Consider the following 11,540-nt stretch of genomic DNA (forward strand, 5'->3'; position numbering starts at 1 on the left):
GATCAGGCCAGGTCCGCTTCGCTGGTGAAGGCGTCGGCGTAGAATTCGTCGGCCGGCAGTCCGCATTGCTCGACGTACTCACGCCGTGCAGCCTCGACCACCACCGGCGCACCGCAGGCGTACACCTGGTGGCCGGACAGGTCGGGCAGATCGTGCATCACGGCAGCATGGACGTAGCCGGTGCGCCCGCTCCAGTGGTCTTCCGGGAAGGCATGCGAGATCACCGGCACGTACGTGAAGCCGGGCAGGGTGGCCGCCCATTCTTCGCATAGCGCGTTCATGTACAGGTCCATGGGCCGCCGTCCGCCCCAGTACAGGCTGACCGGACGGGTGGAGCTCAGGTGGATCAGGTGCTCGACCAGCGCCTTGACCGGCGCGAAGCCAGTGCCCGAGGCCAGCAGCACCATCGGCTTGTCGGAGTCTTCGCGCAGGTAAAACGTGCCGAAGGGACCCTCGAAGCGCAAGATGTCGCGCTCTTTCATGGTGTTGAACACTTGCTCGGTGAACAGTCCGCCCGCCATGTAGCGGATGTGCAAGGTCAGCGGACCGCCCTGGCTGGGCGCACTCGCCATGCTGTAGCTGCGCCGCTTGCCGTCACGCAGCATGAATTCGATATATTGCCCGGGACGGTAGGCCAGCGCTTCATTGGCCGGCAGTTGCAGGGTGACGATGGCGACGTCCGGCGCCGGTTTCTCGATGCTGGCCACGCGCGATGGCATCTTGCGCACCGGATAATCGGTGCTGCCGCCCACTTCGCGTGCCTCAATCACCAGGTCGGCTGCCGTGGTGGCGCAGCAGAACAGCGAAAAGCCCTGGGCTTGTTCTTCCTCGCTCAGGGCGCGCTGCTGGTGCGCTTTGTGCGTGACCGTGCCGGACACGACCTTGCCTTTGCAGGAACCGCAGGCGCCATTCTTGCAGCCATAAGGCAGGCCGACGCCGGCGCGGATCGCCGCCGCCAGCACGGTTTCGTCCGCTTCACAGGCAAACTGGTGGCCGCTGGGCTGGACAGTAATCTGAAACGTCATAGTGTCATCATCAATCAAAGCTACATAATCGGGGTCGATTGCACGGTTGTTGCGGCTGTTGCCGCGGCGATCGACGGTTGCGGGTATTTTACATGCACTCCCGACAGCGCCGCGTGCAACAGGTCGCCGCTCCGGGCACCGGCGCGGCCCTTATCTTGTATATTGTCCGGCTACGCCATCGACACCATATTCACATGATCACCACTTCTTCCTTCAAACGGCCGCGCCTCCTGATTCTCGGCTGCGGCGATGTCGGCATGCGCCTGTTGCCGCTGGTGCGCGCGCGTTTTCGCGTGTTTGCCGTGACCAGCAACGCCGACCGCTGCGCCGAGCTGCGCGCGGCCGGCGCGATTCCCATCATTGCCGACCTGGACCAGCCAGCCAGCCTGAAACGCCTGGCCGGCCTGGCCGGCTGGGTGGTGCACATGGCGCCGCCCCCGAGCGAAGGCGCGCTCGATACGCGCACCCGCAACCTGTGCGCGGTGCTGCCGTCCGGCGCGCGCATGGTGTATATCAGCACCACCGGCGTGTACGGCGACTGCGGCGGCGCGCTCATCGATGAAACCCGCACCGTGGCCCCGCGCAATGCGCGCGCCCGGCGCCGGGTCGATGCCGAACGGGTGCTGCGCACCTGGGCCACGCGCAGCGGCGCACGCCTGGCGATCCTGCGCGTGCCAGGCATCTACGCACGCGAGCGCTTGCCGCTGCGCCGCCTGGAGCAGGGCACCCCGGCGCTGCTGGCGTCGGAAGACGTTTTCACCAACCACATCCACGCCGACGACCTGGCCCGGATTGTCGCCCTGGCCTTGTACAGGACATTACCCGGACGCATCTATCACGCCGTCGACGATACCCATATGAAAATGGCGGATTATTTCGATACCGTGGCCGACGCCTTCGGCATGGCGCGTCCGCCTCGCGTTGCGAGGTCGCAACTAGTTGCTTCAGTATCTCCGATGTTGCTGTCGTTTATGTCGGAGTCGCGGCGCATGACCAACCACCGCATCAAGCAGGAACTGGGCGTGCGCCTGACGTATCCGCAAGTGGCGCCGGCGGTGGCGGCGATGGCGCTGGTAAAATGACGGTCCTCACTAAGGAAGCGCGATGACCTACGAAGAATATCTTGATGAAGTAACCACCCTGATCACCGAAAAGTACAACCTGAGCGATGCCGCCGCAATCAAGCTGGTGGTCAAGGCGCAGGACGCCGAATTTTTCGTCGAGCATGACGAAAAGGAAGCCATGCGCACCGTCGACCGCGCGCATCAGGATGCCAAGGCCCTGTACCTGGCGAACCAGAAGAAATAGGGCAGAAACACGGCTGTCAATGGGCAAATACTGGCGCGCGTTTGACGGTCGTCAAGTTCCGGACGCGGCGTGGTCGTATCGTGTGCGATGTCGTCTTTCAATCGCTCACCTGTGACTAGCGCCGTGCCGCATCGGATCATCCAGCCAACCAAAGAACAGGTCCGCGCCTACATGGCGCGGCGCGAGGGCGCGCGCCGCCCACCGCCAGCGCCCGACGAGATCCGCCGCCAGCTCGGCTGGCGCCTGGTTCCGAGCGACAGTGAGCGCTTGCTCATCGAATTCTATCTGATTCCCACCAACTACAGCCGTCTGGCCACCCAGATCGCGCTGGACTGGCTGTTTGCGCCCGTGCGGCGCGCTGGGCGCCGGTCACAATCTCACCAAATATTGCCTTAAATACAAAGTGTATTGAGTTTAAGTTCTGTTGGTTGAGCGAATGTCAACACTTAGGTGTATGATGCAATCCCATGCCAAAGCAGCCGCATATTCGGGTTGTTTTTGCCATTACCGCTTACTAATCGACTGTAAAGACAGTGCCCTGGCAAATATGCCACGGGTGCGAATTTCGAGAGACTTAAATTCATGACCAATCGCAGATTTCCTGAAGAACCGACTTACGATCCTAACAAGGTGCTCGATGCCATCATCGAACGCTTGCAGCTCAAGAACGATGCGGCCCTGTCGCGCGCGCTTGAAGTTGCGCCGCCAGTGATCAGCAAGATCCGCCACCGCACCTTGCCGATCGGCGCCACCATCCTGCTGCGCATGCATGAGATCAGCGATTTCAGTATCCGGGAATTGCGCGCCATGATGGGCGTGCCGGCGGTGAGCATCAATCTCAACGCCTGAGGCGGCCCAAAAGAAAAGGGGCACCGTGTGCCCCTGGGGATGGCCGATCCGCTGTGCAGCGTGTCGGCCTTGGCTTTCTGATTTACTGCGCGTGTGCGGCGCTGGCCGCCGCCACGCCTGACGGACCATGGCGTGGTGCAGGCCGCGCGTGCCGCAGACCCTTACTCATTTCAGGATCCGGTGGAGCGTGACGCGTTCAAGCCGGCTGCGTAACGCCCTTGCTGATCGCTAGCAGCAGCTCCGACGTGGCTGCCGTGACGATCGTTGGCTCGCTCGCGACCCTCGTGCACCAGGCTGATTGCACAGCCGCTGGCATGGCCCTGGTGCACCATGCCGATGTCACCGCTTCTGTGCTGGTGCGTGTGCACCAGGCAGACTTGGCTGCCGCCGGAGCGGTGCGCGTGCACCATGCGGATTTGGCGCTGTCGGTCGTCGTGCGTGTGCACCACGCGGCTTTTGCCTCTGGCGTCGCGGTGCGCGTACACCATGCCGATTTGGCGCTGTCGGTCGTCGTGCGAGTGCACCATGCGGCTTTTGCCTCTGGCATCGCGGTGCGCGTGCACCATGCCGATTTGGCGCTCTCGGTTGTCGAGCGCGTGCACCACGCGGCTTTCGCCTCTGGCGTTACAGTGCGCGTGCACCATGCCGACTTGGCGCTCTCGGTCGTCGTGCGCGTGCACCATGCGGCTTTCGCTTCCGGCGTCGCAGTGCGCGTGCACCATGCCGATTTGGCGCTCTCGGTCGTGGTGCGGGTGCACCATGCGGCTTTCGCTTCCGGCGTCGCAGTGCGCGTGCACCATGCGGCTTTTGCCTCTGGCGTTACAGTGCGGGTGCACCAGGCCGATGCAGCGTTGTCGGTGGTGCTACGCGTGCACCATGCGGCTTTGGCGGCTTCGGCATTGGTCCGGGTGCACCATGCGGCTTTGGCGCCGGCCGATGCTGCCGTGTCGCCTTCGGTGGCGGTGCGCGTGCACCATGCCGATTGCGCGCCGGCCGCTTCCACCGGTGCTGCTTCTTCCACGGTACGCGTGCACCAGGCGGCGGCGCGGGCGCCGTACACTTCGCCGAAGGTGCTTTCGTACAGGTCGCGCATGCGGTTGCCGCAGTCCTGCAGGTGCTGCGTATCTTCTGCTTCGCCGCTCATGCCCACATACGGATAGTGGTGCAGGAAATAGCCGAACGCGTGCTCGCAATCCTTCGCGTATTTCATCGTGTCCAGAATATGGTAGTGCCAGAAGATGTCGACTTCGATCATCGGCGCGGTTTCGTCTTCAGGGAATGCCTTCATCAGATACAGGAAACGGCGATATTCCACTTCCACCGCATCGGCCTTTTCCTGCGACCAGCCTTCGCCGGATTCGGCGTGGGTGAGCTTGAATTTGATCGGCTCCAGATCGAGTTCGGAGATTGCTTTGATTGCGTCATTGGTCATCATGATTTAGCCTCTTTTGTAGAGTTGTGATTGGTTTAGTGACTACATTCCCTGTTTGGACTTGCGGATATTGCCGGTACTGCTGACTACCTGTCTCCTTTCTTTCTTACGGCCAATCAATTGCCCGATTACATTGATTTCCGTTACTGTTTGAGGATGTTGCGCCGGTCCGCTACCGACTTGTTGACTTGGCTCAAGCATTACTCGGGGATATTCCTAGTGCACTGCGGATGCACTGACTGTGCCGCAGGCCATACAGGAGGAATCTGTTTAGGACAATGCCGGTCCTCATCAGACAAACACGGCATGCGATTCGGTTTTGCTGGACGTGCCAGGGGCCTGGCCACGCGCCGGCTCATTGTGCAAAGGGACGCTCACGCAGACCGTCGTCCCTTCTCCGGCATTGCTGGTAATGGAAAACGAGCCGCCCAGGATGCTGATGCGCTCCTCGATGCCGACCAGGCCGAACGAGCCGACCTTGGCCCGTTCGCCCGCCTGCAGGCCGATGCCGTTGTCGATCACGGTCATCGACAGGCGATTGCCATTGAGCTTGAGTTCGACCCTGACCCGGGTGGCTTGCGCATGGCGCACGATGTTGCTCAGCGACTCTTGCAGGATGCGGAAGAAGGCGGTGGCCGCATGGTCGCTGAGCGCCACTTCCTTCGGCTCGTCGATCAGTTCGCAGGCGATGCCGGTGCGGCGCTTGAATTCGGCGATCTGCCATTCGACCGCCGCCGACAGGCCCAGGTCGAGCACGTTCGGACGCAGGTCGTTGATGATCTGGCGCACGCTCTTGATGGTGGCGTCGATCTGTTGCAGGGTGGAACGGGCGCGCGCATGCAGGCGCGGATGGCGCTCCTGCGTGCGCGAACTGAGCATGTCCGCTTCGATCCGCAGCGCCAGCAGGTTCTGGCCCAGGTCGTCGTGGATTTCGCGCGCGATGCGCTTGCGCTCGCCTTCCTTGATCTGGTCGGCGTGGGCCGCCAGGCGGCGCAGGTTCTGGTGCGACAGTTGCAGTTTGGCCTGGCTGTCGCGCAGTTCGCGCGTCATGCCCTTGGCCATCTTGATGGCGCGCCGGCGCGACGAGGTCAGCGCATGGAACAGGGCATACAGCAGCATCGAGCTGACCGAGCCGGCCATCATCGCCAGCCACGGCGCGAATTCCTCGAAGCCGGTGTACAGCTCGTTGGCGGAGACGCTGAAGGTGGCGTCCCACTGGCGCCCGTTGAAGTCGATCGGCAGGGTCGCATTGAAGCGCTCGGGCGCCAGCAGGGCAGGCAGGGAAGAGGGGTCGCCGCCGCTGTCGAACAACACGCGTCCGCTCAGCTTGTCCGGGCCGGGGGCGTTATCGACCAGCATCATGCGCACATTCTTGATCGGTACTTCGTCGATCACGCCCTGCACCAGCTTGTGCACGCTGAACGCGATCCCGACCGTACCCAGGTAAGCGGCGCGCCGCTGCGCCACGGTCGCGGTCGGCGCATGCGGGCGGTAGACCGGCAGGCGCATGCCGAGCCCGGTGCGGTTCGGACCCGAAATAAACGAAATCGGCAAGCCCGAGGTGAACAGCTTGCCGGTGTCGCGCAGCTCGCCCAGGGTGCCGACGATCAGCGGATTGGTCAACAGGTCGAAACCGAGGGTGGCGGCCCAGCGTTCTTCCGGCTCGGCGAAGGTGACCACCGTATAGGAAGGGCGGCGTCCGGGCGGCTTGATGGAAAACTCCTCCCCCTCGGCGCCGTCGGCCGCGCGTTCCTTGCGCACGCGCGCAAGGAAGGCTTCGCGGTCGGCGTCCTGCAGCATCTGGGCGAAATTGATGCTTTCGATGGCCGGAAAATTGCGCGCCAGTCCCAGCCCGTTGACGTAGCCGTGGAACTGGCGGCGCGTGAGCGGCTCGCTGATCTGGAACACGCTGACTGTGCCGCGCAGCACGTCCGTATACGACTTGATGCGGGCGTTGATGGTGTTGCGGGCGTTTTGCGCCAGGCCGGCGAAGCGGGCGCGCGAATCCGTTTCAATAGAATTGGCGGTGGCGAGGTAAAGCACCAGGCCCACCGCCAGGGAAAAGGGCAGGCCGACCCACAGGGCGGGCCGTGCCGTAGAGAATGTTTTTATAGTTGTCTTCAGAGTAAGCATAGCGAGTTGCATTCCTTTCGGTAGCCGCAAATGGCGATGCAGTGTTTGATGCACATTAACTGGAAGTTAGTTGTCATAATACCTATTTAGACTGATAGGTATGGAGATCGGAAAAGTCTGAATATAGAAAAAACCCCGCTGCGGCAGTGCCGGGGCGGGGTTTGGAGGGGACGAAAACGTCGCGTTAGAGCAACGTTTATTTAGCGAAGCTATCTTTCAGAGTGGTAACTCTGTTAAATACCGGCTTGCCCGGGGTGGAATCGACACGGTCCGCGACGAAGTAGCCGTGGCGCTCGAACTGGAAGCGCTGGTCGGGCTCGGCTGCGCTCATGCCCGGCTCCAGGTAGGCGGTCACCACTTCCAGCGCGTTCGGATTGAGGAACGGCTTCCATTCGCGGCCGCCGGCATCCGGCTGCGGCTCGGTGAACAGGCGGTCGTACAGGCGCACTTCGGCCTCCAGGGCGGTGGCGGCGCTGACCCAGTGAATGTTACCTTTGACCTTGTAGGTGTTCGAACCTTCGGTGCCCGATTTGCTGTCCTCGAAATACTTTACGTGAACGGCGGTAACATTCCCATCGGCATCCTTGTCGAAACCGGTGCACTCGGTCACGTAGCCGTGACGCAGCCGAACCCGGCTGCCGGGGGCGTCGCCGATCGGCGGGAAATACCGAAAGTAACCTTTTGGCGGCACTTCCATGAAGTCGTCCTGCTCGATCCAGAGCTCGCGCGTGATAGGGAAAGTGCGCAGGCCGCGCTCCGGAAAGTGCGGGTGCACGGGCGAGCTGCATTCGACCGATTCGCCTTCCGGAAAGTTATCAATAATCAACTTCAGCGGACGCAGCACGGCGGTGGCGCGCGGCGCTTTCGGGTCGAGGTCCTCGCGCAGGCAGCCTTCGAGCGTGCTCATGTCGATCCAGCCGTCGGCCTTGGACACGCCGATGCGCTCGCAGAACAGCTGGATCGATTCCGGCGTGTAGCCGCGCCGGCGCAGGCCGACGATGGTTGGCATGCGCGGATCGTCCCAGCCGCTCACGATGCCGTCTTCGACCAGTTCGCGCAGCTTGCGCTTGCTGGTGATCACGTAGGTCAGGTTCAGGCGCGCGAATTCGTACTGGTGCGGCAGCGGCTTTTTAAAGAAGCCGCCTTCGGCCAGGGTGGCCAGCAGCCAGTCGTAGAACGGGCGGTGGTCCTGGAACTCAAGCGTGCAGACCGAATGGGTGATGTTTTCCAGCGCGTCCGAAATCGGGTGCGTGAAGTCGTACATCGGATAGATGCACCAGGCGTCGCCGGTACGGTGATGATGCGCATGGCGGATCCGGTAGATGGCCGGGTCGCGGTTGGTCATGATGGGCGAGGCCATCGAATCGGCGGCCATCTTCACGCGCAGGATGTGCTCGCCGTCCTTGTACTTGCCGGCCTTCATGTCGCGGAACAGGGCCAGCGATTCCTCCGGCGTGCGGTCGCGGAAGGGCGAGTTGGTGCCCGGCGTGCCGAAGTTGCCGCGGTTGTTCTTGATATCGTCGGCACTCTGGCTGTCCACATAGGCATAGCCGGCGGTGATCAGGTACTCGGCCATGGCGTACAGGCGCTCGAAATAGTCGCTCGCGTAGTACAGGTGGTTCTCGCCCTGCTGTTCCCAGTCGAAACCAAGCCACTTGACGCTGTCGATGATGGTGTCGACGTATTCCTGTTCTTCCTTGGCCGGATTGGTATCGTCGAAACGCAGGTGGCAGCGGCCGTTGTAGTCGCGCGCCAGGCCGAAGTTGACGCAGATCGACTTGGCGTGGCCGATGTGCAGATAGCCGTTCGGCTCCGGCGGGAAGCGGGTAATGACTGGTGGCAAGCCCTCGCGGACGTGCTTGCCGGCGGCCAGGTCTTTTTCGACGATGCCGCGCAGGAAGTTCGGCGACGGGGCATTCGCAGCCGGCGCCGCAGTGTTTTTTTCGTTGCTCATGGAGGGATGCTTTGCGAATGATAAGGTTGTGTCATTTTAACGCAAATAGGTGTTGCTATCAGCGTCAAAGGGCGCCTGTCCCGGCGCCGGGCGCCGCGTTCCGCCCCTTTGATGCCGTTCTATAGGATAATCTCGCTTTACAGTTTCGGCAGCAGGAGTTTCCCGTGGACAATTTATACACCACCCTCGGCGTGGCGCCGAATGCGACCGACGACGAGATCAAGAAGGTTTACCGCTCGCTGGCGATGCGTTTCCACCCGGACCGCAACGACGCGCCCGGTGCGGAAGTGCGTTTCAAGAGCATCGTCAAGGCTTACGAGATCCTGTCCGACCCGGCCAAACGCGAGGAATACAACCAGAGCGTCAACCACCGCATCATCATCGATGCGGAAGAGGAGGCTTTCGCCCTGTGGCGTTCGCTGTTCAGCCTGAACGGCGTGACCTTGCCGGCGTAAGCACCGCCCCCATATCCGGACATGGCACGCGCCTGCCGCAGGCGGCGTGCGTCCGCGCTTCGCTTCAACAGTAGATACGCATTACCAACAGGATCAGAAAATGAGAAAAGTACATCCCGAATTTGCCTACCAGTCGCGTGAACTCGGCGGCCAGATCGACGGCATTTTGGGCGACCCGCCGAACCGCAAGAACTACGACATGATGGTCGGCGCCCTGGTGGGCGAATACACCAGCGGCGGCGGCATCGAAGACGTCAACATGATGAGTTTCGCGCTGGTCGACCACATCACCTTCAGCGATACCAAGGGCTTGCTGGCGGAAGCGGGCGAGTACGAAGGCGGCAGCCCCGAAAAAGTGTTCGCCATGGCCGCCTGCGAAGGCGAGGCCGAAGCCATGTACGCGGCCATGACCGACAACCATCCGGAACTGGCGCGCCAGGCCATCATCACCGCCTTCCTGTTCAAGCATCCGCGCATGTGGGAAGAGGACGACGAATCGCTCGAACAGCTCTCGCGCGACGATGACGGCGACGACCGCTACGACGACGAAGACGACGGCGTTACCGACGACTTCGCCCAGATGTTCGACAAGGAAGGAGATTGAGCATGAGCGAGAACAGCAATCTGCCCGCGCTGTCGAAACAGATCAGCGAACTGGTACTGGCCGGTTCGCTGTCGCACGCCGAGCAGGCCTTTTCCGAAGCGGTCGAGACGCATGGCGACCTGGCCGTGGTCGAAGTGCTCTCCACGCTCGCGCCGCAGGTCACGGCCCTGCATTTGTCCGGTTTTGATGGCGGCAAGACCTCGCTGGCGACCCTGCTGGTGCCGCCCAAGGCCTGGGCCGACAGCCTGGCGTTCTTTGCCGCCACCTGGTCGGACGACATGATCGAAGACGACCCTGAGCGCGTCGCCGAAACCCTGTTCGCGCACGTGCACGGCATCGTGTTTTCGGCCGACGACCAGGAGCGCCGCGCCGAGCTGCTGATGGAAGCCTCGGCCACCGACCATGGCGCGACCGTGTTCGCGATCCTGTTCTCGATGGCGCCCAAAGAGATGCTCGAACTGGCCGGCGAAGTGCTGGCCAAGGGCCCGTACATCACCAGCCAGACCTCGTCCGACAGCGACGTGGCGCCACTGGCGATCGAACTGGCCAAGGCCAGCGAAGATGGCTGGGACCGCGCCCTGTTCGAACTGTTCCCCGACTTCCGCCACAGCGGCGACATTGCCGACGCCGAGTACACCGACGACCCGGACGAAGAGCAGCAGTTCCTGATGCGCAGCACCAAGGAACTGCTGTACCGCTTGCGCAAGCAGGTGCCGTCCTCGCGCAGCAATGTGCCCAAGCGCGGCGCGCGCAAGAGCATCGGCACGGGAATCTTCTCGTGATGGAGGCGGCGCCAAACACGCTGCCGGCCATCGTCGTCGAACGCCTGCCGCGGCTGGTGCGGGCGATCCGCTGCCTGTCCGCGCGCGCGATCGGCGACGAGTCGGTGATCCTGGCCGATGAACTGGCCGGCATCACCGCCATGGTGGCCGAAAAGTTCACCAACGACCGCACCGCCGAAGGCATCCAGAAGGCCCTGCTGCTGACGGTGGGCTGCGTGTCGCTGGGACTCGAGCACGAACTGGGCGAAGAAGACGACGACGCCACGCTCGATTTCCTGATCGAGGAAGGCGCCGAGCATGCGTTCCAGACGGGTTTTCGCATGGTGCGCGATCTGGCCGCCTTGCCGGAGGATTCGCTGGTGGGCGAGTACGACCAGGACCCGGTGTATGCACAGCGGCGCCTGAAGGATTTGTTCGTCGATATCTGCGCCGCCGATCCGTACCAGAACTGGGCCGGATTCGAAAAGTTCGAGGTCCAGTACAGGCAGCGCAAGGCGGTGCAGGCGATCGTGCGCGCGGCCGGCTGGCTGCGCCGCCATCACTACGCGGGGCCGATCAACGACGCCGACTTGAATGCCGAAGGCGTGATTGCGGTGGCGATCATTTTCGCGATTGAAGGCGGCGGGCGGATCGTGGCGCGCACCGGGCAGGCCGATTTTGAGCGCCTGGTCAAATCGGTGCGCAAGAACAAGCCCGATTATGAAGAGGGCTGGGCGGCGCTGATGAAGCAGGTGCCGGCGCAGCACCAGCCGGTGATCGCGGAGCGGATCGAATCGTACCGCACCAACTGCACCGTCATTCAAAAAATCCGCACGCGCACGGCGATGAAGACCTTGTTTGCCGAGTTCGAGAACTATGCGGGCTCGGAGCTCGATGCGGATTACGGCTAAACACTTTTGTAGTTAGCACCGCTAGCCCTCAAGCCGTCGTTCCCGGCCTCGGCGGCCCCCTTGGCGGGAATCCATAGCACTTGTAAGCATAGGTGCTATGGATTCCCG

At 62.6% G+C, this 11,540-nt stretch carries 12 protein-coding genes; 8 read left to right on the top strand and 4 right to left on the bottom strand.

Going from position 1 to position 11,540, the window contains the following annotated elements:
• Positions 1-2: 2 nt before the first annotated feature.
• Complete coding sequence (locus F1609_RS08440; RefSeq protein ID WP_167076021.1) at positions 3-1,025, bottom strand: CDP-6-deoxy-delta-3,4-glucoseen reductase; 1,023 nt, start codon at positions 1,023-1,025, stop codon at positions 3-5.
• Positions 1,026-1,219: 194 nt separating this feature from the next.
• Here F1609_RS08440 and F1609_RS08445 point away from each other — a divergent pair, with 194 nt between their 5' ends.
• From F1609_RS08445 to F1609_RS08460, 4 genes are all read left to right on the top strand, one after another.
• On the top strand, positions 1,220-2,107 hold the full coding sequence (locus tag F1609_RS08445) for a sugar nucleotide-binding protein (RefSeq protein WP_167076022.1): 888 nt from the start codon (positions 1,220-1,222) through the stop codon (positions 2,105-2,107).
• A gap of 22 nt (positions 2,108-2,129) precedes the next feature.
• Positions 2,130-2,333 (top strand): hypothetical protein, encoded by a 204-nt coding sequence (locus F1609_RS08450; protein ID WP_167076023.1) that lies wholly within the window; start codon positions 2,130-2,132, stop codon positions 2,331-2,333.
• 87 nt (positions 2,334-2,420) lie between these two features.
• On the top strand, positions 2,421-2,729 hold the full coding sequence (locus F1609_RS08455) for a hypothetical protein (protein WP_229421723.1): 309 nt from the start codon (positions 2,421-2,423) through the stop codon (positions 2,727-2,729).
• A 186-nt stretch (positions 2,730-2,915) separates the two neighbouring features.
• Positions 2,916-3,182: a hypothetical protein gene (locus tag F1609_RS08460; RefSeq protein WP_166896945.1), complete on the top strand. Its 267-nt coding sequence runs from the start codon at positions 2,916-2,918 to the stop codon at positions 3,180-3,182.
• Positions 3,183-3,378: 196 nt separating this feature from the next.
• Here F1609_RS08460 and F1609_RS08465 read toward each other — a convergent pair whose 3' ends face one another.
• The 3 genes from F1609_RS08465 to F1609_RS08475 all read right to left on the bottom strand — a co-directional run bounded on the left by F1609_RS08465 (position 3,379) and on the right by F1609_RS08475 (position 8,701).
• Positions 3,379-4,617 (bottom strand): UCP032817 domain-containing protein, encoded by a 1,239-nt coding sequence (locus F1609_RS08465; RefSeq protein ID WP_167076024.1) that lies wholly within the window; start codon positions 4,615-4,617, stop codon positions 3,379-3,381.
• A gap of 288 nt (positions 4,618-4,905) precedes the next feature.
• A complete protein-coding gene (locus tag F1609_RS08470; RefSeq protein ID WP_229421725.1) occupies positions 4,906-6,747 on the bottom strand; it encodes a sensor histidine kinase in 1,842 nt (613 codons plus the stop codon).
• Positions 6,748-6,943: 196 nt separating this feature from the next.
• A complete protein-coding gene (locus F1609_RS08475; protein WP_167076025.1) occupies positions 6,944-8,701 on the bottom strand; it encodes a glutamine--tRNA ligase/YqeY domain fusion protein in 1,758 nt (585 codons plus the stop codon).
• Between the two features lie 164 nt (positions 8,702-8,865).
• Between F1609_RS08475 and F1609_RS08480 the strand changes: the two genes are divergently transcribed.
• The 4 genes from F1609_RS08480 (at position 8,866) to F1609_RS08495 (ending at position 11,432) form a co-directional block, all read left to right on the top strand.
• The gene (locus F1609_RS08480; RefSeq protein ID WP_167076026.1) at positions 8,866-9,156 is read left to right on the top strand and encodes a DnaJ domain-containing protein; all 291 of its coding nucleotides are present in this window, start codon (positions 8,866-8,868) and stop codon (positions 9,154-9,156) included.
• A 100-nt stretch (positions 9,157-9,256) separates the two neighbouring features.
• Positions 9,257-9,760, top strand: coding sequence for a hypothetical protein (locus tag F1609_RS08485; protein WP_167076027.1), 504 nt, complete (start codon positions 9,257-9,259; stop codon positions 9,758-9,760).
• 2 nt (positions 9,761-9,762) lie between these two features.
• A complete protein-coding gene (locus tag F1609_RS08490) occupies positions 9,763-10,542 on the top strand; it encodes a hypothetical protein (protein ID WP_167076028.1) in 780 nt (259 codons plus the stop codon).
• The gene (locus tag F1609_RS08495; RefSeq protein ID WP_167076029.1) at positions 10,542-11,432 is read left to right on the top strand and encodes a hypothetical protein; all 891 of its coding nucleotides are present in this window, start codon (positions 10,542-10,544) and stop codon (positions 11,430-11,432) included. Before F1609_RS08490 ends, F1609_RS08495 begins: the two co-directional genes overlap by 1 nt.
• Positions 11,433-11,540 lie beyond the last annotated feature (108 nt).

The sequence above is a fragment of the Massilia aquatica genome (assembly GCF_011682045.1).
Classification (GTDB): Bacteria; Pseudomonadota; Gammaproteobacteria; order Burkholderiales; family Burkholderiaceae_D; genus Telluria_A; species Telluria_A aquatica.